The organism is Neobacillus sp. YIM B06451 (genome assembly GCF_032667185.1).
Classification (GTDB): Bacteria; Bacillota; Bacilli; order Bacillales; family Cytobacillaceae; genus Bacillus_D.
Genome location: NZ_JAVFKJ010000005.1, coordinates 134,471 through 160,249, shown reverse-complemented (window position 1 = coordinate 160,249; position 25,779 = coordinate 134,471). Strand labels below are relative to the sequence as shown.

Below are 25,779 nucleotides of genomic sequence, written 5' to 3'. Positions count from 1 at the left end.
ATTGCTGAGGTGATGATAATGAGAGAGGAAGAAAAAAAGCAATCTTCTCGAGGTTTTAAACGTTTTCTTAAAAAGAGCTGGGTAGTACCGGCAGTCTACATTGCAAGTGCGGCAATCATTCTGACAGGTGTCCTTTGGTATCAAATGAGCGGCGATTCAGCGGAAAAGTACAATTACAAAACTACTGAAAACGCCAAGAAGAAGTTTAACGAGCCCGCCCTTGAGGTGAACAAATCGCTTGAGAACTTCGCGATGCCGGTCGCAAACAAGGAGAACGCGGTCATCCAGAAAAAATTCTATGATAACTCCGCCGATCCGAAAGAGCAGCAGGAAGCATTGGTCGTCCACAACAACATCTATGTTCCAAACACCGGCCTTAACCTTGCGATGAAGGATGGTTCCGGATTTGATGTCACAGCATCACTAAGCGGTACGGTTACAAGGGTCGAGGAAGATTCGCTGCTCGGCAATGTAATCGAAATCCAGCATGACAAAGGTATTGTAACACAGTATCAGTCCGTGAAAGACATCAAGGTCAAGGTTGGCGAACAGGTTGATAAAGGGCAGGTACTTGCCGCAGCTGGCCAAAGCCAGGTAAACCAAAAAGGCGGTACGCACGTCCATTTTGAAATCCGCAAAGACGGCGTAGCGGTCAATCCGGCTGACTATTTCGACAAGCCGCTTAGCTCGCTCCAAAATAGCGAGACCGCTGACCCCTCCAAAAAGAAAGAAGCAGCCGAGGGTGAAGGGGAAAGCAACGCCCCTGTTGATGAAGAAGATGCCGAATCCGCTGAAGACGAACTCAATGAGCCGTCCGGCGACTCTTCTGACAAATCCGGAGATAAAAAAAGTTCATAATCATACGTTGAAATAGGGAGGGATAAACCCTCTCTTTTTTTTGTGAAAAATTGGCCCACGCCCTAAAACCCGTTCATTGTAACAATCTGCACGCAAAGTGTCCTCCTTCAGAAATTTCCCTAACCTATGGTAAAATGAGACAAAATGAAAAGGGGGATGGGTGATGAAAAAGCTGTTCATGATTGTTTCTGCTCTGATTCTGGCAGCCGTCCTGGCAGGCTGTACGGAGAAAAAACCCGACCCGGCGGACCGATTTTCCGACTACGTGAAGCTGTGGAATAATCAGGATTTTGGCGGAATGTACTCGTATCTGTCCACGGAAGCAAAAGCATCCATCAGTAAACAGGATTTTACGGAACGATATAAAAAGATTTATGGCGACCTACAGATCAGCAATTTGAAGGTGAGTTTTACGAAGCCGAAAGAGGATAAGCAGAAGGAAGGCGAAGAAGCTACATACGGCTTTACGGCAAGTATGGACAGCATCGCCGGACCGATTGAGTTCGGCCATGATGCCTTTCTCGTGAAGGAGGAGCGGGACAAAAAAGAAGATTGGTATGTTGATTGGAATACAACTTATATTTTCCCTCAGCTTAGGAAGGGGGATAAAATCTCCCTGTCGACGCAAGCCCCTGAACGCGGCGAGATTTTTGACAGGACGGGGAATCCGCTGGCGACGACCGGGCTTGTGTATGAGGTGGGTGTCGTTCCAAAGGATATGGAAGGGCAGGAAGCGGAAACATTGGCCCAGCTCGGGAAATTGCTCAATATGGCGCCGGAGAGCATTGAAAAGCAGGTAAAGGCCAGCTGGGTAAAGCCGGACTACTTCGTGCCGCTTAAAAAGGTTTCAATGAACGATGAGGCGTTAATCGCGGAATTGATCAAGCTTAAGCCTGTCCAGACGAAGAAGGTTGAGTCGAGGATTTATCCGTATGGGGCAGCGGCAGCCCATCTTGTCGGCTATGTCGGCAAAGTGACAGCCGAGGAGCTTGAGAAGCTGGAGGGCAAGGGCTATTCCAGCGGGGACATCATTGGCAAGCGCGGCATTGAGCAGGTGTATGAGGAACAGCTTCGTGGCGAGCCTGGAGTCCAAATTGTGATTAACAAGGAAGACGGTGGGCAGGAGGTTCTTGCAGAAAAGCCGGTGGTGGACGGGCAGCCAGTCAAGCTTACGGTCGATGCGGAGCTGCAGATGAAGATTACCGATCAGATGAAGGGTGAAGCTGGGGCCGTGGCCGCCATCAACCCAAAAACAGGGGAGACGCTCGCGCTTGTCAGCTCCCCGTCCTTTGACCCGAACCAGGTGGTATTCGGGATGTCGGCTGCTGAATGGAAAGCGCTCGATGATAATCCGAATAAGCCGCTTAATACGCGGTTCAATAAGAAGTTCGCGCCGGGATCGGTCATCAAGCCGATTGTCGCAGGGGCGGCACTGACGGCGAATGCCACTAATCCGGCGGATGTCATGAACGTAAAAGGCCTGAAATGGCAGAAGGACGCCTCGTGGGGAGGGTATTTTGTCACACGGGTGCATGAGGCCGCTAATGTAAATCTTGAGCGCGCGCTTGTGTTCTCTGACAATATTTATTTTGCGCAGACAGCGCTGAAGCTTGGCAAAGAGGGCTTTAGCGAAGGAATGAAGAAGTTTGCGTTCGAGGAAGATTTCGGCTATCCGTTCCCCCTTCAGGCTTCGCAGCTAGGTTCGCTTGATAAGGATATCCTGCTTGCTGACGCCGGCTATGGACAAGCGCAGCTGGAGATGAATATCGTCCATTTGGCGGCAACATACACGCCATTCCTGAACGGCGGGAATATGATTAAACCTATCCTTCTTCTAGATGACCAGCATGGGCAAGTGCTGAAGGAACAGGCAATCACTACGGAAGCTGCTGCAACGGTGGGTACGGCTCTCCGGAAGGTTGTATCCGATCCGGGCGGGACAGCTCGCGCGGCGGAAATAAAAGGCTATCCTTTGTCAGGGAAAACGGGCACAGCCGAGATCAAGGCCACCCAAGGCGAAACTGGCAAAGAGAACGGCTGGTTTGTCGCCTATAATGCCGATGCCGGGGATATGCTCGTCGCCATGCTCGTTGAAAATGTCCAAAAGCGCGGCGGCTCGCAAATCCCTGTCAAGCTCGTCAAAAACATCTTTATTGAAGCGCAGAAAGAGTAAGGAGCTAATGAAAGTCCAGAAAAGGTAGGGACAGTACATTCATTAAGCGCAGAAAAGTTAGCGGGCGGTTCACAAGGGAAAATCAAAAAGTAGCCTAGTGCACCGAAGGGAACGCACGTAAGGAACAAACAGCAAATTGACTTAAAGAGGGGATTCACAGTTGGAGCAAAGGACAGCAGCTGAAGCGGTGGCACTGGAATTTTATAACGATCGGCATCGCGCTTATTTTGAAAGGTATTTATTGCCTGAGGAGCAGCAGAAGTTCACGGCGATGCCTTTGGAGGCGTTAAAAGCATGCGAGGAGGAGAGCGGCAGGCATCCTGTCGTGATTATGTACAACGGTGAGCCTGCCGGGTTTTTCGTCCTGCATGAAGGAGAAGGGATTGCCAAGTTTACGGAGAATAAGGAAGACATCCTGCTGAGGGCCTATTCGATTAACAGCAGCTATCAGGGCCTCGGGATCGCTACACTGTCTCTTCGGCAGCTTGGCGGATTTGTTAAACAGAATTTTCCTGATAAAACGGAAATAATCCTTGCGGTGAACCACGCCAACGTCGCCGCGCAACACGTTTATCGGAAGTCCGGTTTCGTCGACCGGGGCAGAAGGATTATGGGCAGGATTGGGGAACAGTATGCTTTCCATCTTGAGCTTGATTAATAGAGCATTATTTTGAAAAGATAGAATACTACAGTACGTTAAATCGTTAATAACAGTAGTCCTTTTATGCTCGGGTTTTTGAAAACATTAAAAAAGCACCACCCTTTTGGATGGTGCCTCTGAGGCGGCGGGTTATTTCCCGCCTTTTTGTTTTGCATTTTCTTTTTCGGATTTCTCTTCTTTCGCTTCTTTTTCAGGCTTTTGCTGTTGGCCTTTATCAGAGCCGCCGGGTGCTTCGTCTTTTGTTTTTTCCTCTTTAGCTTGTTCAGAGGTTTCTTTCCCTTTTTGGCCTGAATCAGCTGGCTTTTTTGATTCCTCAGCCGCTTTTTCTTTTTGTGCAGGTTCGTTTGCCTTTTTATTCAGCGCATCTGTTTCTGTGGCGGTTTGCGAAGGGGGCTGCGCCTTTACGTTTTCTTTTTCATTTTTGGCAGACGCGCTTTCCTTCTTCACTGTTCCGGATGCCTTGCCAGTCCCGCTGTCCTTTTTAACAGTATCAGGAGTCTGTTTTGCCGGCTTTTCTTTTTTCGCGACTGAAGAAGTGACTACAGCTATTTCTTTTTTGGACAAAGCAGAAGCTGCTGTCAGCGTCTCAGTGGTTTCGTTATCGGCCGTTTCGGCTACTTTATCAGAAGCTGCATCGTTGGATGTTTCTTCACCGGAGGTACCCTGGCCGCTTCCAGTTTGTTCTTCATTTGCAGGAGCCGGAGTACCGCCGTTATCCTCAGCTTGTTCCCCATCCGTGGTTTCTCCGGATTCTGCAGGTGTTTCACTTTCCTGCCCGTCATCCTCTTTCTCTTCGTCCCTCGCGGCAAATCGTTCTTTTTTGGCAGTCAAGACTGAGAGTTTCTTTTCAAGCTTTTTTACCTGTTTGGAATTTTCATTTTCTCCTGCTTCCGCAAGTGAATTTTCCAGGTATGCAATTTTTTTATCAAGGACGATAGATTTGATTTGGTTCATCGTAACACCAAGGTCGGCCATGACTTCATCGATGTCCTGTTCTGCCAGCAAAGCTGTTAACTCTTCAATCGTTTTGCCGCTTAGTTCTGAAAGAGAGATTATTTTTGTGATTTCCCCATAGCCGAATTCCTTTGTGCGGAGCTCCTTGACTGTTTCCGTATCGAAGCCTTTGACAACGTTCGCGACCAAATAAGCATCGTCAATAACCTTTGCTGCCTCTTCCAGCTCTTCTTCTTCAAGCTGGCCTTCAACTACCTCGTCAAGTTCAGCCGTTTCTTCGAGTTTGTTTGTTAATTCCTCTTTCAATTCATCCGAAGCATCTTCATCGGCGATAACCTCAGAAACTGTTTCTTTGGCCGATTCCAAGAGTTTGACATAATCCGCGACCGCGCCACTTACAAATTCCGTCTTTTCGCTAGTAGTCATCAAAGCTGCTTCCGCCAGGCGTTCCTTTGCAAATTCCATCAACAGGCTAGCTTCCTTTTCCGAATCAAACGTAAAAAATAGCCTCAGGTCCTCAAAAAGCTGGTCGAAGCTATAAAGGAACTGGTCAGGGGTCGTTCCCGCCGTGCCTTCAAGCTCTGCGCTTGCACTGGCGGTTGTCCCAAACGCAAGGGTTGCCGCCAATGCGGCGGTAAATACAAATTTCTTCATCTCTTTCTCTCCCATGATTTTATTACAATTAAAACCGAAGGGAGATTAAGAAGTTTATCCGAACCTTCTTAGCTCTTCGGCAGCTGGCTGGCATGACCGTTGTTAGTCGAAGCCCCTATAGCTTTGCGGCGCCGGGTTTCCCCAGGTGTGCCCTTTCGGAGTTTAATTGCAATTTTAGTATAAAATAATTTTCCAATTATAAAAATAGCAAAATTTTTGTTTTCTATTTTTCAGAACCTTTAGACAGCTGAAAGGGTCTTTTGGTATACTTTTCGTGTAACGAAGTAATTCCATTTTTACCGAAATAAACCATGGCTCCGAGTGTAAACAGAAGGCAATGTTTCTAAAAAACTATGTTCTATTGCCGGGGGGAAAAGGGTTTGTCACTATTAAATTATCCATTTGCATCACGCCGGATGGCGGCGATTGCGAGAAACGGAATGGTTGCCACATCGCAGCCGCTTGCGGCCCAGGCCGGGCTGCGCATTCTTCAGCAGGGAGGGAATGCGATTGATGCGGCGATTGCTACAGCTGCCTGCCTGACTGTCGTTGAGCCGACGTCAAACGGGATTGGCGGGGATGCGTTCGCGCTCGTCTGGACACAGAACAAGCTATTCGGCTTGAATGGGAGCGGGCCGTCGCCTGCAAGCATTTCAATCGACAAAGTCAAACAGCTTGGGCATGAAAAAATGCCTTTGGCCGGATGGGTTCCTGTTACCGTTCCAGGGGTACCGTCTTCGTGGGCGATGCTGTCCGAACGATTTGGGAGGCTGCCTCTAACAGAGGTTCTCCGTCCCGCCATCGAGTATGCCGAAAATGGTTTCCCATTGTCGCCAATCACCGCGAAGTACTGGGCGAGGGCACACAAAATTTTTCAAACTAGGCTGAATGGGCCGGAATTTGATGAGTGGTTCAAGTTGTTTACGCCAGACGGCAGGGCGCCGGAGCCAGGGGAGATGTGGAAGTCGCCCGACCATGCCAGCACACTGCGGGAGATTGCGGAGACAAAGGCGGAAAGCTTCTACCGCGGCGGTCTCGCTGAGAAGATTGCTGCTGCTTCAAAAGCAGCCGGTGGTTTCCTTGACGAATCGGATCTAGCGGCCTACCAGGCGGAATGGGTCGAACCAATTTCCGTCAATTACAAGGGGTATGACGTTTGGGAAATCCCCCCGAATGGGCAGGGTCTGATTGCCCTGATGGCGTTGAATATTTTAAAAGAATACAATTTTACGCACCGGGAAAGCCCGGATGCCATCCATATCCAGCTTGAAGCGATGAAGCAGGCGTTCGCGGATGGAAAAGCCTATATTTCCGACCCACGCACGATGAGGGCGAAAGTGGATGACTTTTTATCGGAAGAATACGCGAAAAATGCCCGTGCGAATATTCAGGGAACAGCACAGGTGCCTGAGCCAGGCAGCCTTCCAAAAGGAGGCACTGTCTATCTCGCAACAGCCGATGGGGAAGGGAACATGGTTTCTTTTATCCAGAGCAATTATATGGGCTTTGGCTCGGGGATTGTGGTGCCTGGAACCGGGATTGCCATGCAGAACCGCGGCGTCGATTTTTCGCTTGATCCAAATCATGAGAACTGCCTGCAGCCGGGCAAGAAGAGTTACAATACGATTATTCCGGGCTTTCTGACGAAGGACGGGGAAGCGATTGGCCCGTTTGGCGTGATGGGGGGCTTCATGCAGCCGCAAGGGCATGTACAGGTCGTTATGAATATGGTCGATTTCGGCCTGAACCCGCAGGCTGCCCTGGATGCACCGCGTTGGCAATGGATCGAGGGGCTTCGGGTCGATGTAGAGCATGAGTTTCCGAATTATGTTATCCAACAGCTTGCCGCCAAAGGGCATGCAGTTTCGGTGGCCTATGATTCAGGAGGCTTCGGGCGCGGGCAAATTATCGTCCGGGACCCGCAGACAGGCGTGCTGACGGGCGGTACCGAGCATCGGACCGATGGCAGCATTGCCAGCTGGTAGAGGAGGGTTTATAAGTGAAGAAATTGCTTTTGACTGGCTTTGAGCCGTTTTTGTCCTTTCCGATCAATCCGACGGAAAAGATTGTAACCGCTTTGGACGGGCAGGAAATTAGCGGTTACCAAATTACAGGCTTGCTTTTGCCTGTGGACTATAACTCATCTGCCGGGCGGCTTTTGGAAAAAATGCGCGCGGAGGAGCCGGACGCAGTCATCTCGCTTGGGCTCGCTGCCGGGCGTTCATCAATCACGCCGGAACGGCTTGCGATTAACTGCCGTGACGGAGCCGCAGACAACAATGGTGTCGTGCTTGAGGACGCTCCGATTATCGAGGGCGGGCCGGACGGCTACTTTTCAACCCTTCCAATCAGGCGAATGGTAAATACGTTGAAGGAAAGCGGCTTTCCCGCCGAGATTTCCAATACCGCTGGAACGTACCTATGCAACAATGTCATGTATGCCGTGCTTCACGAACTAGCCGAAGCAGGCAAGAAGGTACCGGCTGGTTTCGTCCATATTCCCGCTTCCCATGAGCTTGCCGTCGCTGGGAAAAAAACGATGCCATCCTGGAGCGACAGGGACTTGCTTGAAGCAGTGAAGGTTTTGATCGGGGCGCTTGGGTAAAAGCGAGAATTAATATCTTGGCAATTTGAATCTAGAACCGTTTTGATAGAGTTTGCGTCGTGAAACGGTCTTGACGGAGTTTCTAAAGACCGTTTTAAGAGTGTTTAAAAGGTAAAACGGTCTTGACAGGGCTTCTAAAGACCGTTTTGAAAGTGTTTGCGTCGTGAAATGGTCTTGACGGCGTTTCTCAGGACTGTTTTAAGTGAGTTTGCAAGCCGAAACGGTCTTGACAGTCTATAAGGCAATCAAAATATTTATACTAGTGAACCAGGGGACTGAATCCCCTGGTTTTGTTATACTAGTAAAAATTCCAGCCTGGAAGGGGAAATCCCCTAATGCTGATAAACCGCTGTGATTCGCTGATAAATGGCTTGCATTTGCTGATAAACCCCGTCCAATTACTGATAAAACATGCGCATTTAATGATAAAATCTATCCAAATGCTGATAGAGCGCCAAATTATGGATTGCCCAAGCGCGTTCGGTGATCAAAGCGCTCAATACTCAAAGCCCATGTACTTTTGCAGATAAACCCGGCCAATGCCAATCCAAACGTATTTGCTAATAAACCCCGTCCAATTGCTGATATCAGAGTCGCGTTTACGATAAACACTGCTCAAATTCTAATACTCCATCCGCATTTGCTGATAAATCGCACCCAACTGCTGATAACCCAAGCATGTTTACTGATAAACCGCGCTCAAATGCTGAAAAAATCGTCCACGTCCGCTGATACAGACAAAAACGCTATTTTTTTGAAACTAGGAGGGAGCCATTTTGAGAGACCATATCCTTAACGTTCTTGAAACCATTGAAAAAGACTACAATATCAAAATTTTGTTTGCCTGTGAGTCCGGGAGCCGGGCGTGGGGGATTCCGTCCCAGGACAGCGACTACGATGTCCGGTTTATCTATATTCACCAGAAGGACTGGTATTTATCGATTGACCCTGGGAGGGACGTGATTGAAATTCCGAAGCATGATCCCATTTCCATTCCGATTGATGAGTTGCTCGATGTGAGCGGCTGGGAGCTGGCGAAGGCGTTGAGGCTGTTCCGTAAGTCCAACCCTCCATTGCTCGAATGGCTCCGTTCCGGCATTGTCTATTACCAAGCAGGTACAGCAATCGATAAATTAAGGGATCTGAGCGGAAGCATTTACTCGGCAGCTTCCGGAATCCACCATTATCTCAATATGGCGAAGGGAAATTATCGGGATTATCTGCAGGGTGCTTCCGTTAAAATCAAAAAGTATTTTTATGTGCTTCGTCCGATCTTGGCGGCAAACTGGATTGAAAAATACAATACAATCCCGCCGATGGAGTTTAAGGAGCTCGTCGAAGATATTCTTCCAAATGGCGTCCTAAAGGAAGAAGTGATGATTTTGCTGAAGCGGAAAATCGCCGGGGATGAACTTGACCTGGAGCCGAGGATTGAGGCGATCAATCACTTCATTGAGGAGGAAATTAGCCGCCTAGAAGCATATGCCAAAACACTCAATGTCAAAATTGAGGACCCGACTGAACAGCTGAACCAACTTTTCCGCGAAACACTGGAGGAAGCATGGAGATAGAAGATACGCTAGCCTTCCTAATAGTGACATAGGGATATCCTAATCTTCCGTTAAACAAAAAACACAGCCGCGCCGGCTGTGTTTTTGTCTTCCTTATTTCGGTGAAACTTCATACGCGCGCAGGATGATTTCCATCGCTTTTTTGCCTTCTTCCCCGTTAACAAGGGGTTCCCTGTTCTCATTAATGGAATCGATGAAGTCTTTGTAGAGCGGCGTGTGGCCTTCTCCGTAGACGCTGTCGATATCAGTGCTTGTATCTTCCTTGTCGTAATCACGTTCATCGGCAAATTGCCATGTTTTGATTTCATTGACTGCAAGGCCGCCAATGACAACCGTTCCTTTTTCGCCAAAAATGCTCAGCGTTTCTTCGAGGTTTTTCGGATAGACGACGGCGCTGCCTTCGACAATTCCAATTGAACCGTTCTTGAATCTGATCAGGATAGCGCCGAAGTCCTCCATTTCGATATCGCGAAGGAATGTTTCCCGCTCGGCGTGGATCCGCTCAATTTCATCGCCGCCAAGCATCCACTGCAACAAATCGATGTTGTGGATACACTGGTTCATCAAAGTCCCGCCATCCAGTGCGGCAGTTCCCCTCCATGGGGCCTGCTTATAGTAATTCATGTCGCGTGTCCAGAGGATCCGTGCTGTTCCGCTCATAATACGGCCGAAGCGCCCTTCCTCGATCGCCCTTCTAAGCTTCTGGATTGGAGGGTTGAATCTGTTCTGGTGGGACACACAAATTTTCTTGCCTTTTTCTTTTGCGACCGCAATCATATTGTCCGCGTCTTCTACGGAAAGCGCCATTGGTTTTTCAACAAGCACATGGGCGCCGCTGTTCATGCAGTCGATGGCATGCTTGGCATGGTAGCCGCTCTCTGTCGCGATTGTGACGACGTCAAGCTGCTCTTTTTCAAGCATTTCTATGTAGTCCGTATAAACCTTCACGTTAGAGCCCTGGATTCCAGCTTCGTACTGTTCCTTCCGCCCCACAGCCTGTTTCTCATCAATATCGCACACTGCGACCAATTCGGCATACTCGCTGTTTTTAATCAATGCTTCGACATGTTTGTATGAAATTCTTCCGCATCCAAGTATTGCAAATTTTAGTTTAGTCATCGTATCCTCCTGTGTTTGGCAAGTAGAATTTTCTGCCCTGTTAAGCTGGGCACTTAAAGACCTACGGTTATTGTATCAAATTGAGTTCTAAAAAGGAAAATATCCTACCTATCCGATGGGCTTGCCCTTTTTGTGGAAATTTCCTTGTTTTTGGCTGCTTTTTCCTTGGAATCGCTCGTGTTCGGGGAACAAAAGCGTGATGGTGAACGGTGTGCATTGTCCCCTTTTTACAAAAACTTCCCGGTACTCCTTGTCCGGTGTGCATATTCGCCTATCCAAGCTAATAAACTGTTATCAAACCTGTACAAGAGAGTGTTTGAGGTGAAGAGTCGTTTTGAGGAGAATGTGTATTTAGCCAGGGATTTGTTTAGACCTCACAGGGCCAGAGGGCAGGGCTTTTTTTGTGAAAAAGGCCGCCATCTGCCGCGCCGGTTCATAGGTGCGGAAGGCAGAATTCGTCGAAGTGATAACGGGTCTCATTTCACACTTCTCACATCCAACCTAAGGGAGGGCGAGTGGTGTGCACGATTACATCAAAGAGAGAACAATCAAGATTGGAAAGTATATCGTGGAGACGAGGAAGACGGTTCGCGTGATTGCGAAGGAGTTCGGCGTATCCAAAAGTACGGTCCATAAAGATTTAACAGAAAGATTGCCGGAAATAAGCCCGGAGCTTGCAAATGAAGTGAAGGAGATCCTTGATTACCATAAATCAATCCGCCATTTGCGGGGCGGGGAAGCAACGAAAATGAAATACCAGAAGGAAGATGCGGAAAGTGAGCCCGTTAAATAGCCATCTTTCATAAAAATGCAACAAATTTCGCCAAAATTCTGCAGAACCTCCCGGAAAAGGTATGGAAAACGGAACCGTTATGATACAATACAAAATTAGGACAGTATGTGGAATCCGTTTTCGAGGAGGAAGAAAAAAGCAATGTTTGCAAGGGATATAGGGATAGATCTTGGAACGGCCAACGTGCTTATTCACGTAAAGGGCCGGGGAATCGTACTGAATGAACCATCCGTCGTTGCCATTGATAAAAATACAAACCGTGTTCTTGCCGTAGGGGAAGAGGCTCGCCGCATGGTTGGGCGTACACCTGGCAATATTGTTGCAATCCGACCGTTGAAGGACGGGGTAATCGCCGACTTCGATGTGACGGAGGCGATGCTGAAGTACTTTATTAACAAGCTTGACGTGAAAGGCTTTTTATCGAAGCCGCGCATCCTGATTTGCTGCCCGACGAACATTACGAGCGTTGAGCAAAAGGCAATCAAGGAAGCTGCGGAAAAAAGCGGCGGCAAGAAAATTTATCTGGAAGAAGAGCCGAAAGTGGCTGCTATCGGGGCGGGAATGGATATCTTCCAGCCAAGCGGAAACATGGTAGTCGACATTGGTGGAGGAACTACCGATATTGCCGTCCTTTCGATGGGTGACATTGTTACTTCCTCCTCAATTAAGATGGCCGGCGATAAATTCGATACGGAAATTCTCAATTATATCAAACGCGAGTACAAGCTGTTGATTGGTGAGCGGACGTCCGAGGATATCAAGATAAAGATTGCGACCGTTTTTCCTGGATTACGCAAGGAATCGTTGGAAATCCGCGGCCGCGATATGGTCAGCGGCCTTCCGCGCACGATTACTGTCCATTCCGAGGAAATCGAAATGGCCCTTCGTGAATCGGTTGCGGTAATCGTCCAGGCGGCCAAGAGTGTCCTCGAACGCACTCCGCCTGAGCTATCGGCCGATATCATTGACCGCGGCGTAATTCTGACCGGAGGCGGCGCCCTTTTGCATGGGATTGATCAGCTCCTTGCCGAGGAACTGAAGGTGCCTGTACTGGTTGCCGAAAATCCAATGGATTGCGTAGCTGTCGGGACCGGCGTTATGCTCGACAACATCGACCGGATTGCCAGAAGGAAATTAGGCTAAAAGTGAATGAATAACGAAAGCCTGGCAGGAGAGTTTGCCGGGCTTTTATTTATTTTTGGGGTGAGCCAGCTGCGTTTTGGCGAGCGACATGGATGGGAAAAACGAAGAAGGCTGTCACTGAAGCTTTGGTGAGAGGAATAATTACCGCAACCCGGATCAGTTGCCTCCGAATGCCATGTTGAGTGAATCCGAAGAAATATCTTTTGATGATGCCGTACAAAGTGTTCCTAAATTTGGGGATTCGTGAAAAAGGATGTTTAATTTGCTGTTTTTCCTTATAATATGGATATAGGATGCAATTTTCGATCCATTTTTCAAAAAGGAACCGGGTTTGCCATGGTTCCCGTTTAAAAGGAGTTCATTATGTCTTCTATCTCATATAAGCAGCAAGAGCCGAAAACACGCGAACAATATAAAAAATCGAAGAAGGAAAGAATCGGTAAGGCCACCGGGAACCGGAAATACGTCCGGATCAGGCTAATTCCAATCTGGCTCAGGATTATCCTGTTCATCCTTCTGATTGTCGTCTGCGCTATAGGCGGGGCGATGTTCGGGTATGGAGTGCTCGGGGATGGAAATGCCGGGGATGTTTTTAATAAGTCTACATGGACACATATTCTTGACCTTATCAAGAAGTGAATAGGGGGGAGGGAGAAATCCCTTCCTTTTTTTATTCGGAAACAGTAAAATGATTTTATTAGTTCATATTATGAGGAGGTACTAAAATGCTTGATATCAAACAAATCAAAGAAATCATTCCTCACCGTTATCCATTTCTGCTTGTAGATAAAATTGTTGAAGTTGAAGAAGGGAAACGAGCGGTTGGTATAAAAAATGTAAGCGCCAATGAGGAATTCTTCAACGGCCATTTTCCGGACTTCCCGGTCATGCCTGGAGTCTTGATTGTCGAAGCGCTTGCCCAGGTTGGTGCTGTTGCTATGCTGAAGCGTGAGGAAAACCGTGGGAAGCTGGCTTTTTTCACCGGCATCGACAACTGCCGTTTCAAGAAGCAAGTCTATCCCGGAGATCAGCTTCGCCTTGAAGTAGAAATGGTCCGATTCCGCGGCCCAATGGGAAAAGGCAAGGGAATCGCCACAGTTGACGGCGAACTCGCCTGCGAGGTTGAAATTATGTTTGCCCTCATCGACCAAAACAAATGATTGTTTAGCTAAAATAGACGCCAAAAGGTGCCAGGCCCGGTGGTCTCCTACACAGGCGGGTGTTAGGAGCCTGCTGTGGGGCATTTTCCGTCCAGTTGGGTAACAGGCGCAATAAATGATAGGCCTTTTGGATTATTTTTGTTGGAAAAGGTTTACCATTTTTGAAATAGGTTTATTAAGTAAAAACATTAAAGCATACAGTGCCGCATACTTTCATCCTAGACTGTAACTGGCACTGTATGTTTTTTGGTGTCCTATCCATTCCAGGATGCAAGTTCCTTTCGTTTTGGGGCATTTTAAGAAAAGCCGATGCCCGGCCTAAAAACAAAACGAAAGGGGCTTTTTTGATGAAAAAGAAGCTGTCCATGCTCCTCGCAGGGATGATATGCGGTGCAATGCTAACCCTCGCAGGCTGTGGAACAAATGATGATGAGCAAAATCCTCCCCCACAGGATCGGAACCAGGATTATAAAGGGAACGACGTAAACCCAAATAACGATGGCAGGGTCGACGAGGATGGCCTTCCGAGCGATACTAATGACGACACAAACAACGGAAAAAAACGCCGTTAAGCAAAAAGGTAAAGTAAGGACGGATGAGAAATCTTCCGGCCTTTTTATATTCTTTTGGAATTTATAAAAATTGAACATTGTTGATTCGAAAAAAATCTGGACATAAACATGGCTGGCATTCCTCCTCCAAAAACCGCCCCAAAAATTTCGCCAATTTCCGTAGGAGGTTTATGGGCCTAGCCCTTGTGCCAGGCGCAATCCGGGAAATTCAATCAAACGTTTGATTGAATTCCGATTGTCGAAAGAATTTTTTGTAATGCACAGATATCATGAGGTGATGCATTTCATTATGGTTGGCTGCCCCTGGAAACCAACCAATTCCCCCAACATTAAAAAAACAGCCCAAATGATTGAGCTGTCTTTCGTTATTCATCAAACCTCGGATTTCGGGGTCTTGAGCTTCGGTTTGCGCTGTATTTTATCCTTGAATTCATCAAGCAGCATGTTTCCCTTATAGCCTTGATCAAGCAATTTGCCCAAAAGGATTTCGGCATAGTTGTTTTTCGTTTTTCTTAGTTGGCCTTCCAGGAGGACGCTGATATGCTGTTCAAACTTTTTCAGGGAACAAACCCTGGTCTGTAAATATGCCGGATCATTGTCCTTGTACGTAATAACTGCTTCCACGATAAACTCGTTTCCCGTGTCAAACAAATTTTTGAAAAAATCATAATGCTCGAGCCCGGTATAGGCTTCGAGAAGCCAGTTGGAATGCTTGTCTTCCTTGTTAATGATTAGGCCGCTTTCCAGGGGAATTTCCGTTGACTCCTCACCATCGAGGATTTCAAGTGACACCAGTTTAAATGTTTTCACTTCAGCAACCCTCCCTACAATAATTTTGCCTGTATTATATCATAATCGATGATTCATGCATCGGAAGGGGATTTGTCGAAAAATAACTAGGGAAATGCTGAATATCGCAATAATTGAAGGAAAACCGCAGCAAAAGTATCTTTTTGTAGGCTGGAAACTGATTTTTGGGGCAAAAAAGACGGTTAAAATCGATTTTTAGCGATTTTACATTTTTCCTTCATAGGCGTTAAGATGGACGCATCGACGAAAGGAGTTGGATGTATGATAAACCAAGTAACGCTGGTAGGGCGGCTGACCAAAAATCCCGAATTAAAGGTAACGACGGAAGGGACGCCGGTTTCAAATGTCATTCTGGCGGTGAACAGGCAATATAAAAATAGCCATGGTGATTACGATACCGATTTTGTTCAGTGCACCCTTTGGAAAAAAGCCGCGGAAAACACCGTTCAGTATTGCCGAAAAGGTTCGGTTGTCGGCATCACCGGCAGGATCCAGACACGGCATTATGACAACCAGGACGGAAAACGGGTCTATGTGACCGAGGTTGTGGCCGAATCCATCCGTTTCCTTAGCGGCAAACCTTCCGAATCGGCTTCGCATGAAATGGAAAGTTCCCGGTCGGTTCCAATCCCTGGTATGGACGCCCAGCAAACCGCGGAACCTGAACCGATTCCATTCCGCCAGCAACAGCCGCTGCATCAGGAACAGACTCGAAGCGGCCATGTTGGATCCGTAGCGGGGCATAGCCAAATCCACCAACCCCCACATGCCACGGCGGCAAGCCATGATTCCTACCCTCACTCCCAGCCGGTTCCACCACCTTTTACTTTTGAAAAGGAGCCATCCGCCCCTTCCAAGGAGGAATTCCCATTTGGATAGGAACAAGAGCAATGTAGCGGAAAGCCTTGAATTGCTGCTCGAAAGCCTGATTAGAATGACAGGAAAAACAAATGAGCATGTCAGCAGCCTCCACAGCAGGATTCTCATTTTGGAGAACCGGCTCGCTGAATATGAGAATGAATGGAAACAAACGTGCGACGGCTGTCCCGCAAGAATGCCGCAGTTGCCTTTAAAGGAACAAGGATTCCTCTTTCGCCTCTAGTCCCTCGCATCCGGCCTTGCTTCTATACGGTGTATGCCCTTGCAGAGGAGTCCCTCCCTTTTTAAAACCTTCACCAAGACCCCCCACAGAAATAAAATCAATTGGCTCCCCGAAACCTACCCCAACTCTACCGGCGGATTCATCCGCTGGCTTTTTTTTCGAACAAATCTGTCCTATCCCTGCAATTGGCATCCTCCCTCATATCCAGAAATAAATTGACTGCCAACCACTTCTGTAACTATACTAAGCTAATGAAGGAAGTTATTGGAAAATTAACACGTTCCTTTATTAGCTCATTCAACAAGAGATAGCCAAAAAGAGACGTAGGGGGATGGAAGATGAATAAACGGCAGGCTTATATTATTTTAGGAGTTGTTGTTTTTATCATTGTGCTTGTGGTTTCCTTACCGAAGCTTTTGACCAAGACGGTGAGCCCGAATTACATCGCGATTATGGAGATGGATGTTAGGAAGGAAGCGATTATAGTAAAAGGGAATTTTGCAGAAAGTGCGACTGACTATAAAGGCTTTAAAGCGGAAAAGGAAGGCAATAACCTTTTTATAGAGCTGAAGGGAAGTGTACTCCCAATAGGCAAACCGGATGGTTCCTTTTCCATAAAAATTTTTAAAAAGGATTTTGGGGACATCAATGGTGTATATTTGAGGGGCGGCTCTGAAAAAAAGTTAATTTGGGAGGAATCCTAAAAGGCAACCCTGCCCGAATAAAAAGTTTCACCCTGATGTATAATCATAATTTCCATGGAGATACTGGATAAAAACCCCCTGTTATATAGAAAAAGGCTGCTGAACTGCCATTCAGCGGCCTTTTTCGTTGTTTCAGGAAATGTCATTTCAAAAAGACGAGGTCTCGCAACTCCTCTGTTGACAGCTCGGTAATCCAGTTTTCACTCTGGATGATTTGGTCATTGAGGTGCTGTTTTTTCTCAAGCATTGCATCAATTTTTTCTTCCAGCGTACCTGTGCAAATGAGCTTGTGGACGTGGACAAACCGCTGCTGTCCAATCCTGTAGGCGCGGTCAGTCGCCTGGTTTTCGACGGCCGGATTCCACCAGCGGTCATAATGGATGACATGGTTCGCGGCGGTCAAGTTCAGACCGGTGCCGCCGGCCTTTAGGCTCAACAGGAACACCGGGAATGCATGTTCCTGGAACTGGGCGATCATCTCATCGCGTTTCGCTTTCGGTACGCTGCCGTTCAAGAACGGCACATTGATTCCAAACTTCCTCTTTAACGCGGCTTTAATCATTTCCCCCATCTCAATGTACTGGGTGAAAATCAGGCAGCTTTCGCTCTGATCCAGCACCGCGTCTATAAGGTCAACGAGTTTTTCCATCTTGGCCGATCTGGCAATGAGATCCCTTCGTGAGGCGCCTGCGCGGGCGGTTAGCGCACCAACTCGGTCAGCTCCTCCAATGGATTCTACAGCGGCAATTTCATTGGCATCCGAAATGGCGCCTTCTTTTTCTGCCGTGTCCTCCAAGAAATCGTCCTCTGAAATGCCGCCCTCCATAAAGCCGCCGTCCATTTCCTCAACGACGTCCATTTCCCCGCTGGCATCAGAAGTGCCGCGATTTTTACCCACGCTGTCAACGAAACCGGCAGCTTCTCCTGCAGTCCAAGATTCCTTCAGATAGAGGGCAGGATGATTGCAGAGCTGCTTCAGCTTGCTTAAAAGCTGAAGGATCATTCCTTTCCGTTCGAAACCGGTCAGCTTCTCAAGCTGTGTGAATGTATCCTGGACAAGCTGCTCATACAGCGATGCCTGCTCGGCTGTCAGCGGGCAATACTCCTTTTGCTCTTGTTTATCTGGCAGGTTGAGCGCGACATCCTCATCTTTTTTCGTCCTCCTGAGAAGGAAAGGGCGGATGAGCGCCTGAAGTTCGCGCACCTTTTCAGCCTTTTCCTCCTTCTCAATCGGAATGACAAACCGTTTCTGGAACTGCCCGAGGCTCCCGAGATACCCATGGTTCGTAAAATCGAAAATCGACCATAGCTCGGATAGGCGGTTTTCCATCGGCGTCCCGGTCAGGGCGATATGATGGAGGCCGCGAAGCTTCCGGACAGCCCGGGACTGTTTTGTGTTCGCGTTTTTAATGTTTTGCGCCTCGTCAATCGCAATCGTGCTCCACTCCATGCGGCTGAACTCTTCTTCGTCAAGGTGGCTCAGCCCATACGATGTCAGGACGACATCGCTTTCGGCAGCCGTTTCCGCAAAGCCATCACCTTTTTGCCTGTTGGGGCCATAATGAAGATGGACGCGCAAGCTTGGGGCAAAGCGCTCGAGCTCCTTTTGCCAGTTTCCAAGTACCGAAGTCGGGCAAATGATCAGAGCGGGAGACGTCATGCCTTCATCCAAACCTCCTGCTTCGGCGGCTTTTTCTTTTACCGAAAGAAGGTAGGAAATGAGCTGGATCGTTTTCCCGAGGCCCATGTCGTCGGCTAGGACCGCCCCAAATCCAAATTGGCGCAGGAACAGGAGCCAGCTCATGCCATGCTGCTGGTAGGGGCGGAGCGTCCCGTTCAGCCCGTCCGGCACGTCGACAATTGGGATTTCCTTTAGTTCGCCAAGCTGCTTGATCATTTGTTTCCATTGCCTGTTCAGTTCTATCTGGATTTTCGCAAAAGCACGCGGGTTCTCAAGCTCGTCGCCTTCGGGTTCATCGACAAGCTCCTGCTCAAGCAGGTCGCGGACATGGAGGCCTTCCTTTTCGGCTTTTTTCATCATTTCCTGGATTTGACGGATGAAATTCGGATCGAGCTTGACCCAGCGGCCGCGCACATAAACGAGCCTGCGTTTTTCTTCCACTAGCGAACGGAATTCGTCCTCACTCAAATCAACCCCGTTCATCGAGAAGCGCCAGTTGAAATCAAGCATTGCATTGAGGCCGACGAATGAAGGCCTGTGGCTCGCCGTTCCCTTGAGCGAAGCTTTGACCCGAAGGTTGGCGTTTTTCATCGCCTGCCACCAGCCGGGCAACAGGATTTCAACCCCGAGCGCCAGCAGCATTTCACTTGATTCAGTTAAAAAGACCCACGCCTCCTCCTCGGAAAGGGAGGTCTTTAGCCGTCCGTATACCCCTAGAGACGGAATCAGCCCCACCCAGCGTTCTTCTTCATGTGCAGCCTTTTCCACATACGGGCGCCAGGAAGGAGGGACGGCTGGATCATCGGAACGATACAATTCATCCGGGTTCTTTTTCCCGCGTAAAAACGTCTCGAGGAGCCAAAATCCTTCTCCATCCTCTGGCTCATCTAGGCGGAGCCCGACTGTGAACGGCGTGTCGTTTTCCTTAATCCCGACCCATTCAAGCCAAATTTCTTCGTCAAAATAACGCGCCAAGGCAGCCGCAGGAATGTTGCTGCTTTCAAGCAGGCCAAGCTTCGGGCCGAACAGTTCGCGCATTTCGGCATTCCGGGTCAAATAGGAATCGAGGGCTAAATTATACAGCTCTTCGACAAAATCGTAGGCAGTCATCCGGATGCCGCCTGCTTCAAGCTCTTGTTCCCAGAACGAGCTGTCGAATTCATCGCTCACCCTGGCAGGGAGGCGCCAACGGAATGTTCCCGTTTCCCAGGCAGCGAAATCTGGCAGCCATTCTTTTACAAGAATGCTTTCATAAAGGACGTGGGAGGAGGCAAGGCAAATTTCAGCCACTTCGTCCCAGTCCCATTCAAAAAAGCGATTGAACGATTCACGTGCGAAGAGCGTCACAAGCTGCCAGGCGCTCAGCTCAATCATCACCGCCCCGTTTTCCTTCGCTGGCTCGAGAAACGCACCATAATAGCTTTCAGGATGGCGGCTGAACAACGGATATTTCCATGCATCAGGGAGGAGCCATCCGCCGTTCTTCCCCTGCGCGCCAATCAGGCAATGCTTTTCCTTTACTGTGACAACCAATTTAATAAACGGTTCTTTATACATCGATTAGCTTGCTCCTTTGGCATTCTTCGTGGAAAGCACGAAGCCGTTTCGTCCGTTCCAGAAGCTCTTCAAAAAACGCATTCCACTCAGCCTGCCGCTTTTGCTTCTTATACATTGTCCGCAATTTCTTTAGCATCCGCACTGCGCTCTTGTAGCCAGAACGGTTCTTGGCGGCAATTTGTTTCGCCGCCGCCTGGTGCAGCATCGAAATGACCGCTTCGGGCTGCTCTTTTTCCAGTACCTTCAGCCTGGCTGTCGGCAGGTCTGCGTACTGGTAGCCCATGAACGCCTGCAGGTCCGCCCATTTCGCATAATCCCCTCGTTCGAATAAAAGGCTTCCGTACTCATAATAACTATAAGGGAGCGATTGCTGGAGAAGCCGTTCGAGCACATCTCCGCGCCCGGTCCCTTCCACATAAGGGATGGCTGAGTCAAGAACAGACCTTGCAAACTGGGTACGTCCCTGATAGCCGCCGATCAGCGCCAATGTCTCCCGCAAATTTTGGGTAAGAGCATCGACATAATGACCCGAGCGGCCCCACTCTTTTTGCGCGGCCAGCTCATCCGTCCAGTGTAGGAGGAATGGGGCTGTTTCCTGCCCGTTAAGCCCAGCCAAGGATTCGAGCGCCAGGCTGTCTTCCTTCTGTAGAAAGTGGATATGAGCCTTGGCAACCTGAAGCGGATGGCTGTTTTCTCCTTCGTCCAGGCGGTCAACTGCTTCCTCAAGCTTCCGGACCTCGTCTTCAAGGCTTCCTCTCTTTTTAAACAGAGCGGACCAAACACCGATATAAAGGAACGCTCGCTCAAATGGGACGAGCCGGAGCCCGGACAAGAGCGCTCGGACATCCTCCTTCAGGCTCTCGATAAATGGATCAAACGAAATTGGCAACGGCATGCCCGCCAGCTTTTTCGCAATCCGTTCAGATGCCCTTTGCAATTCATCAAACACATGCCCATAATACCGCTCCGCAGTTTCGGCCTGATGGCGAAGTTCCGTTGAAAGCTGGTCAAGCTCGCCGAAGGAATGCACAATCCCAGCAAGCTCATAAAGAAGAGCCCACTCCTCCCCGCGCGGAGAGCCAGCCCTCACCCGGCGCCAATGAATCCCGAACAGCTCACCGACCACATACGGATTCAAATGCTTCTTCGAGCGCATAATCGAGTCAAAGCCTTCGGAAAACGACTGAAGCCAGCTTTTGTAATCCGGGTCCGCCACTCCCGAAGCCTTAATCATTTCACGTGCGCGCTGCATCCCCCAGCTCGCAGTTTCCTTCTTTTCCTTAACTGGATAACGCCAGTCCTCAATCCACTCGGCCACACTGCCTTCCCGTCCGTAAGCAGCGAAAAACACCGCAACCTGGTGCCGGCAAACCCCGCGCCCTGGACACGAACACTCACTCATATCGAAAAACAAAAGCTCAAGGCGGACCCTCACCGGCATCACATCCTGAACCACCGCCGTAACCGTTTCCTCATCCATCCGCAGCTGAGAAACAAGCCCCTGCCTGTACAGGAGCATCCCCTTCTGAATAAGCCGCGCATCCTCCTCCGAATGCGGCGACAGCATATCCCGAAGCCGTTCCGACACAACCGCCAAATTTTCATTCCGCATCCGAATACCCCCATTTTTTTAAAAATGAACCCTTGTTTCAGCCCGCAGCCTGTAAACTGCTACGGACAAGGAATTAAAATCCGATACATGTTTCCGTTACGCCCGTTATTGCGTGCACGTCATTTCAACGCACCTCGATTCCGATACGTTGCCATGAACCTCGTGCAATTCCACCTAAAACGTGGACTGCTTTGCAGCGAAGTTACCAACTTTCCGTATCTTCGGACATTCCCACCCAAACCGTGGACTGATATGCAGCGAAGCTATCAACTGTCCGAATCTCGGTGTACTTCCACTTAGATGGAATACCGATGTAGATTGGTATGCTCAGGGTTTCCTATCAAATCCGAACCCTGAGAATTTCCAACGAAAATGGAACCTTTACTTAGCAAAAACCATATTCTTTTATTATACCCAAAACTGGCTTCCCGCAGAAACCCCTGCGAACGATTTCAGGGAATATGAATCTCTCCCCAAATAAATCGTGTCGCTTTCGAAGTTTATTATGAGTAACAGATTGCATACAAAGGGATTCAATACTTTCGTAAACGTTTTACCAGTTTTAAAAAGAGGACAAGCGGGAAAAGAAGCTTCACAAAAGCGAAACCCTAGTCGTGGTCAAATTTTGTCACAAAATAGCCATGTAGGCAGTTACTGGAATTCATTTACAATCGACAAAAATTTTAATAGAATAGTAAAATAGAGCAAAAAAGGAGGAGAAAAGGCGAGTGAAGGAGAACAGCAAAACAGACGGCCAAAGCATGTTTAAAGAAATCCTTAAGAAGGCCTACGTTCGAGGATGTACCGAAAATGAAATGACATCTAAAAAAATGATTGAAGATTTAAAAGTAGACTTAAAGAATATGCCGATTGCCCAATCGGATACTATATAAGAGGAAAAGGAGGGATGCCTGAAGACGGCACCCCTCCTTTTGATTTATTATCGGTATTCCACAGGCGGATTTTTCGCTTTATCAGTTTTTAAGGAATAGTAAAAGCATCCCCTAGGGGAGATCTATCTATTATTTCATATGGATTAGTTCGGCTTTCAGCTTTTCCTTCGCCCCCTTACGCCAGCTTTTTACAGCGGATACACTGACATTCTCTTTTTCGGAAATTTCTTTTATGGACAGGGAATCCAGGCAAGTGTAAAGGACCCATTTTTTCTGATTTTGGGTCAGGCCCTTGCAGTAGGATAGAAGAAGCAGCTCGGGCAAGGTTTCGTCCTCGGCGGCTTCACCGGTTAACTCCCAAAATTCCTCACTTGGATAAACGGTCCTATCCGCAAAGGCGGCCGATTTGGTGAGTTCCGTCAAAATCCGCCCTCTAATATAACTGTACGCGTAACCCTCAAAATTCCCTTTTTCCGGATTGAACCCCCTGGTCGCCTCCCATAGGGCAATCAAGCCTATTTGATAAAATTCGTCTTTGTTTTTATAAATTTGGAGTGTGCGGATGATACTGTTAATCATTGGCGCAAACTGATGTGCGGTGTAGTCGAAGCTTTCCACTTTCGATCCCTTTCAGGAAAGCGCGCTTGCCATTGTATTCCCGGGTATCTTCAACATACAGCCAGCCAAATTGTTTGGCGAATAGCGAAAATTTAATTTTCGGACGGTAAAATACTCAAAAATGGGGTTTTTACCAGGGGATAACAGGTTTTTCAAGCCAAATAGCGATTGAAAATCAAATTTTAACACTTTTTAAAAATTTTCCGAATATTTTCAGCAAAGCTACCGTCTAGCCTTTCAAAAAGGCGGCTACGACTTAAGACTTAGTTGCTTTTACATTCACAGGCTGTGGAAACACACGGATTTTTCGTGTATTGTTAAGGCAGGAAGCAAAAACTTCCATAAACTTTTTACATCTTGTTGAAACAATTCCAATGTTTTGTACGTACTAAAGAGTACATGATCAATAGAGTCAGGAGTCGATATTGATATGAATCCATTTTTATCGTTTTTACTACGGACTTCCATTGCCATCCCCACCGCCTTTACGGCAGGCCTGGTAAGCGTATTCGGACTTAATGTTGGCTGGGGGCTTTCAGCGGGAATATCGATCGCGGGGGGCATTGCCGCGTACAAAACTGTCGGGATGTATACCAATTCGCAGTTTTTGAAGCAGCACCGGCTGAGCCGGAAGGAATATCGTTATATAAAGCAGAATTTAGAAGAGGGGAAGCGGAAAATCAGCCGCCTCCACAAAGCCCTATTTTCAATAAAAAATCTTCCGTCCTTGAAGCAGCGGATTGACCTGTTAAGGGTCACGAAGAAGATATACAAGCTGACGAAGGATGAGCCGAGGCGTTTTTACAAGGCCGAGCGCTTTTATTTTTCCCACCTTGATTCGCTTATCGAGCTTGCGGAAAAATATGCATTCCTCTCCTCGCAGCCAAAGCGGAACACGGAGCTGGAACTTATGCTGCACGAGACGCAGCGTACATTGGACAGCCTCGCGGATGCGGTTGAACAGGATTTGTACCACATTATCAAGGACGACATCGACACACTCGATTTTGAGATCGATGTTGCAAAACAGGCGCTTGAGAATCAGAAAAGCACCAAATTCATTGAAGAAAACAGGAGGACCAAATGAGCGAAAACAATTCAGCTGCCATGAATACGAATAATTTATTGGATGATATTTTATCGGATCCATTCGGTGCCAAGGAGAATGAAGCGATCGCACCCGCTTCCGCGGATGGGGGAGGGAAGCAGGTCCGGCTGATTGATGTGCTGCCTGAAGAAAACAAAGCGAGGGCATTGCAGCTCGCAAGCCAGATCGATCCGAAAAACCACCAGGCGATGATTTCCTACGGAACACAGGCTCAGGCAAAGCTCCTGACCTTCTCCAACACGATGCTTGAGCATGTCCAGAAAAAGGATGTCGGCGAGATTGGCGAAATCATCAATGAGCTCATGAAGCGTTTGTCCGATGTGAATCCTGATGAATTGAATGACGGGAAGAAATCCTTGATTTCCAGGATGTTTGGAAAAATGTCCAACTCGATTCAGGAGGTACTGTCGAAATACCAGAAAACAGGCGCGCAGATTGACCGGATTTCTGTTAAGCTAGATCGGAGCAAAAACACCCTTCTTGCGGACATCGCAATGCTTGAAAAGCTGTATGAGTACAATAAGGAATATTTTAATGCGCTGAACGTTTACATTGCTGCGGGTGAATTGAAGTATGATGAGCTTCAGAGAGAGGTCATTCCCGCTATGAGAAAGGAAGCAGAGGCGTCCGGGGACCAAATGAAGTTCCAGGAAGTAAGCGACATGCTGCAATTTGCCGACCGGCTTGACAAGAGGATACACGATTTGAAGCTGAGCCGCGAAATGACGATTCAGAGCGCGCCGCAAATCCGCCTGATCCAAAACACAAACCAGGCACTCGCTGAAAAAATCCAGTCGTCAATCATGACGGCTATTCCGCTTTGGAAAAACCAGGTCGCCATCGCCCTGACCCTCATCAGGCAGCGCCACGCGGTTGAAGCCCAGAAGCAGGTCGCGAAAACAACGAATGAGCTTCTGTTGAAAAACGCGGAAATGCTGAAAACGAACACAATCGAAACCGCCCGTGAAAACGAGCGCGGCATCGTCGAAATTGAAACATTGAAGCGGACGCAGGAAAGCCTTGTTTCCACACTTGAAGAAACCCTTCGCATCCAGGAAGAAGGCCGTAACAAGCGCCGCCAGGCCGAGCACGACCTCGCACTCATGGAAAGCGGGCTGAGGCAGAAACTGTTGGAAATCAAAGGAGATACGAAATAGTAAATAAACTGCCGGCTGAGGGCCGGCAGTTTTATTTTAGTTTTTTTTTGGAAGGCCCAGAGTTGGAAGTTAAAAAGGATGGCAACTTAACCGGTTAGGATAGCTCTTTACCATGTTAAGTGAATAACCAGGCTAGGCAACTCCAAATGAGCTTGGGTGACTAGTGAAAAATAACTATCATTTGGTTACACTTCTAGTAGGTGTCAGACGCTTACTATATTTACCCTCAAAACTAGCTATATTTAACTAGTTAATTGAATACCTGCGCATAAAA

Annotated in this window: 24 protein-coding genes and 1 riboswitch; of the genes, 18 read left to right on the top strand and 6 right to left on the bottom strand. The window is 48.2% G+C overall.

Annotated features, from left to right (window positions below; translation table 11 throughout):
* Positions 1–18 precede the first annotated feature (18 nt).
* From spoIIQ to RB160_RS11780, 3 genes are all read left to right on the top strand, one after another.
* Positions 19–858, top strand: coding sequence for a stage II sporulation protein SpoIIQ (gene spoIIQ / locus RB160_RS11790; protein ID WP_316570529.1), 840 nt, complete (start codon positions 19–21; stop codon positions 856–858).
* A 163-nt stretch (positions 859–1,021) separates the two neighbouring features.
* Entirely contained in the window at positions 1,022–3,031 is a 2,010-nt protein-coding gene (locus RB160_RS11785) for a penicillin-binding transpeptidase domain-containing protein (RefSeq protein ID WP_316570528.1), read from the top strand.
* Between the two features lie 160 nt (positions 3,032–3,191).
* The gene (locus RB160_RS11780) at positions 3,192–3,689 is read left to right on the top strand and encodes a GNAT family N-acetyltransferase (protein WP_316570526.1); all 498 of its coding nucleotides are present in this window, start codon (positions 3,192–3,194) and stop codon (positions 3,687–3,689) included.
* A 132-nt stretch (positions 3,690–3,821) separates the two neighbouring features.
* On the opposite strand, the gene RB160_RS11775 is transcribed toward RB160_RS11780, so the two are convergent.
* The gene (locus RB160_RS11775; RefSeq protein ID WP_316570525.1) at positions 3,822–5,300 is read right to left on the bottom strand and encodes a DUF5667 domain-containing protein; all 1,479 of its coding nucleotides are present in this window, start codon (positions 5,298–5,300) and stop codon (positions 3,822–3,824) included.
* A gap of 75 nt (positions 5,301–5,375) precedes the next feature.
* A riboswitch (cyclic di-GMP riboswitch) is annotated at positions 5,376–5,462 on the bottom strand.
* A 218-nt stretch (positions 5,463–5,680) separates the two neighbouring features.
* On the opposite strand from RB160_RS11775, the gene RB160_RS11770 reads away from it, so the two are divergent.
* The 3 genes from RB160_RS11770 to RB160_RS11760 all read left to right on the top strand — a co-directional run bounded on the left by RB160_RS11770 (position 5,681) and on the right by RB160_RS11760 (position 9,476).
* Positions 5,681–7,285: a gamma-glutamyltransferase family protein gene (locus tag RB160_RS11770; RefSeq protein WP_316570524.1), complete on the top strand. Its 1,605-nt coding sequence runs from the start codon at positions 5,681–5,683 to the stop codon at positions 7,283–7,285.
* A 14-nt stretch (positions 7,286–7,299) separates the two neighbouring features.
* Positions 7,300–7,905, top strand: coding sequence for a pyroglutamyl-peptidase I (locus RB160_RS11765; RefSeq protein ID WP_316570523.1), 606 nt, complete (start codon positions 7,300–7,302; stop codon positions 7,903–7,905).
* 776 nt (positions 7,906–8,681) lie between these two features.
* On the top strand, positions 8,682–9,476 hold the full coding sequence (locus tag RB160_RS11760; protein ID WP_316570522.1) for a nucleotidyltransferase domain-containing protein: 795 nt from the start codon (positions 8,682–8,684) through the stop codon (positions 9,474–9,476).
* A gap of 93 nt (positions 9,477–9,569) precedes the next feature.
* Here the strand turns inward: RB160_RS11760 and RB160_RS11755 are convergent, their stop codons facing one another.
* The gene (locus RB160_RS11755; protein ID WP_316570521.1) at positions 9,570–10,595 is read right to left on the bottom strand and encodes a Gfo/Idh/MocA family protein; all 1,026 of its coding nucleotides are present in this window, start codon (positions 10,593–10,595) and stop codon (positions 9,570–9,572) included.
* A gap of 520 nt (positions 10,596–11,115) precedes the next feature.
* On the opposite strand from RB160_RS11755, the gene spoIIID reads away from it, so the two are divergent.
* The 6 genes from spoIIID (at position 11,116) to RB160_RS11725 (ending at position 14,263) form a co-directional block, all read left to right on the top strand.
* Positions 11,116–11,388, top strand: a complete 273-nt coding sequence (spoIIID, locus tag RB160_RS11750; protein ID WP_053368343.1) for a sporulation transcriptional regulator SpoIIID — start codon at positions 11,116–11,118, stop codon at positions 11,386–11,388.
* 141 nt (positions 11,389–11,529) lie between these two features.
* A complete protein-coding gene (gene mreB, locus RB160_RS11745) occupies positions 11,530–12,531 on the top strand; it encodes a rod shape-determining protein (RefSeq protein ID WP_316570519.1) in 1,002 nt (333 codons plus the stop codon).
* A gap of 6 nt (positions 12,532–12,537) precedes the next feature.
* On the top strand, positions 12,538–12,663 hold the full coding sequence (locus RB160_RS11740; RefSeq protein WP_316570518.1) for a hypothetical protein: 126 nt from the start codon (positions 12,538–12,540) through the stop codon (positions 12,661–12,663).
* 231 nt (positions 12,664–12,894) lie between these two features.
* Positions 12,895–13,170 (top strand): DNA-directed RNA polymerase subunit beta, encoded by a 276-nt coding sequence (locus RB160_RS11735; RefSeq protein ID WP_316570517.1) that lies wholly within the window; start codon positions 12,895–12,897, stop codon positions 13,168–13,170.
* Positions 13,171–13,256: 86 nt separating this feature from the next.
* Positions 13,257–13,691: a 3-hydroxyacyl-ACP dehydratase FabZ gene (gene fabZ, locus RB160_RS11730; RefSeq protein ID WP_316570515.1), complete on the top strand. Its 435-nt coding sequence runs from the start codon at positions 13,257–13,259 to the stop codon at positions 13,689–13,691.
* Positions 13,692–14,038: 347 nt separating this feature from the next.
* Complete coding sequence (locus tag RB160_RS11725; RefSeq protein WP_316570514.1) at positions 14,039–14,263, top strand: lipoprotein; 225 nt, start codon at positions 14,039–14,041, stop codon at positions 14,261–14,263.
* Between the two features lie 372 nt (positions 14,264–14,635).
* Here the strand turns inward: RB160_RS11725 and RB160_RS11720 are convergent, their stop codons facing one another.
* On the bottom strand, positions 14,636–15,073 hold the full coding sequence (locus tag RB160_RS11720) for a YwpF-like family protein (protein ID WP_316570512.1): 438 nt from the start codon (positions 15,071–15,073) through the stop codon (positions 14,636–14,638).
* 261 nt (positions 15,074–15,334) lie between these two features.
* Here RB160_RS11720 and RB160_RS11715 point away from each other — a divergent pair, with 261 nt between their 5' ends.
* From RB160_RS11715 to RB160_RS11705, 3 genes are all read left to right on the top strand, one after another.
* Positions 15,335–15,952 (top strand): single-stranded DNA-binding protein, encoded by a 618-nt coding sequence (locus RB160_RS11715; protein ID WP_316570511.1) that lies wholly within the window; start codon positions 15,335–15,337, stop codon positions 15,950–15,952.
* Positions 15,945–16,175: a hypothetical protein gene (locus tag RB160_RS11710; RefSeq protein ID WP_316570510.1), complete on the top strand. Its 231-nt coding sequence runs from the start codon at positions 15,945–15,947 to the stop codon at positions 16,173–16,175. The genes RB160_RS11715 and RB160_RS11710 overlap by 8 nt, the downstream gene beginning before the upstream one ends.
* 338 nt (positions 16,176–16,513) lie before the next feature.
* Positions 16,514–16,879 (top strand): hypothetical protein, encoded by a 366-nt coding sequence (locus RB160_RS11705; RefSeq protein WP_316570509.1) that lies wholly within the window; start codon positions 16,514–16,516, stop codon positions 16,877–16,879.
* 142 nt (positions 16,880–17,021) lie between these two features.
* Here RB160_RS11705 and RB160_RS11700 read toward each other — a convergent pair whose 3' ends face one another.
* Complete coding sequence (locus RB160_RS11700) at positions 17,022–20,117, bottom strand: DEAD/DEAH box helicase (protein WP_316570508.1); 3,096 nt, start codon at positions 20,115–20,117, stop codon at positions 17,022–17,024.
* Positions 20,110–21,729: an SWIM zinc finger family protein gene (locus tag RB160_RS11695; RefSeq protein ID WP_316570507.1), complete on the bottom strand. Its 1,620-nt coding sequence runs from the start codon at positions 21,727–21,729 to the stop codon at positions 20,110–20,112. Before RB160_RS11695 ends, RB160_RS11700 begins: the two co-directional genes overlap by 8 nt.
* 728 nt (positions 21,730–22,457) lie before the next feature.
* Between RB160_RS11695 and RB160_RS11690 the strand changes: the two genes are divergently transcribed.
* Positions 22,458–22,622 (top strand): YwzD family small protein, encoded by a 165-nt coding sequence (locus RB160_RS11690; protein WP_316570505.1) that lies wholly within the window; start codon positions 22,458–22,460, stop codon positions 22,620–22,622.
* Positions 22,623–22,751: 129 nt separating this feature from the next.
* Here RB160_RS11690 and RB160_RS11685 read toward each other — a convergent pair whose 3' ends face one another.
* Complete coding sequence (locus RB160_RS11685) at positions 22,752–23,240, bottom strand: sigma-70 family RNA polymerase sigma factor (RefSeq protein ID WP_316570503.1); 489 nt, start codon at positions 23,238–23,240, stop codon at positions 22,752–22,754.
* A 430-nt stretch (positions 23,241–23,670) separates the two neighbouring features.
* On the opposite strand from RB160_RS11685, the gene RB160_RS11680 reads away from it, so the two are divergent.
* Together RB160_RS11680 and RB160_RS11675 are read left to right on the top strand one after the other, a co-directional pair.
* Entirely contained in the window at positions 23,671–24,327 is a 657-nt protein-coding gene (locus tag RB160_RS11680; RefSeq protein WP_316570502.1) for a 5-bromo-4-chloroindolyl phosphate hydrolysis family protein, read from the top strand.
* Positions 24,324–25,505, top strand: a complete 1,182-nt coding sequence (locus RB160_RS11675; RefSeq protein ID WP_316570501.1) for a toxic anion resistance protein — start codon at positions 24,324–24,326, stop codon at positions 25,503–25,505. The genes RB160_RS11680 and RB160_RS11675 overlap by 4 nt, the downstream gene beginning before the upstream one ends.
* Positions 25,506–25,779: the final 274 nt, after the last annotated feature.

What these genes read in the sequence shown, in the direction of transcription:
- RB160_RS11695 (WP_316570507.1), bottom strand. Translation starts at nt 21,729, where the DNA reads ATGCGGAATGAAAATTTGGCGGTTGTGTCGGAACGGCTTCGGGATATG.
- RB160_RS11785 (WP_316570528.1), top strand. Translation starts at nt 1,022, where the DNA reads ATGAAAAAGCTGTTCATGATTGTTTCTGCTCTGATTCTGGCAGCCGTC.
- RB160_RS11725 (WP_316570514.1), top strand. Translation starts at nt 14,039, where the DNA reads ATGAAAAAGAAGCTGTCCATGCTCCTCGCAGGGATGATATGCGGTGCA.
- RB160_RS11755 (WP_316570521.1), bottom strand. Translation starts at nt 10,595, where the DNA reads ATGACTAAACTAAAATTTGCAATACTTGGATGCGGAAGAATTTCATAC.
- fabZ (WP_316570515.1), top strand. Translation starts at nt 13,257, where the DNA reads ATGCTTGATATCAAACAAATCAAAGAAATCATTCCTCACCGTTATCCA.
- RB160_RS11705 (WP_316570509.1), top strand. Translation starts at nt 16,514, where the DNA reads ATGAATAAACGGCAGGCTTATATTATTTTAGGAGTTGTTGTTTTTATC.
- RB160_RS11700 (WP_316570508.1), bottom strand. Translation starts at nt 20,117, where the DNA reads ATGTATAAAGAACCGTTTATTAAATTGGTTGTCACAGTAAAGGAAAAG.
- RB160_RS11680 (WP_316570502.1), top strand. Translation starts at nt 23,671, where the DNA reads ATGAATCCATTTTTATCGTTTTTACTACGGACTTCCATTGCCATCCCC.
- RB160_RS11675 (WP_316570501.1), top strand. Translation starts at nt 24,324, where the DNA reads ATGAGCGAAAACAATTCAGCTGCCATGAATACGAATAATTTATTGGAT.
- spoIIQ (WP_316570529.1), top strand. Translation starts at nt 19, where the DNA reads ATGAGAGAGGAAGAAAAAAAGCAATCTTCTCGAGGTTTTAAACGTTTT.
- RB160_RS11740 (WP_316570518.1), top strand. Translation starts at nt 12,538, where the DNA reads ATGAATAACGAAAGCCTGGCAGGAGAGTTTGCCGGGCTTTTATTTATT.
- RB160_RS11775 (WP_316570525.1), bottom strand. Translation starts at nt 5,300, where the DNA reads ATGAAGAAATTTGTATTTACCGCCGCATTGGCGGCAACCCTTGCGTTT.
- RB160_RS11715 (WP_316570511.1), top strand. Translation starts at nt 15,335, where the DNA reads ATGATAAACCAAGTAACGCTGGTAGGGCGGCTGACCAAAAATCCCGAA.
- RB160_RS11735 (WP_316570517.1), top strand. Translation starts at nt 12,895, where the DNA reads ATGTCTTCTATCTCATATAAGCAGCAAGAGCCGAAAACACGCGAACAA.
- mreB (WP_316570519.1), top strand. Translation starts at nt 11,530, where the DNA reads ATGTTTGCAAGGGATATAGGGATAGATCTTGGAACGGCCAACGTGCTT.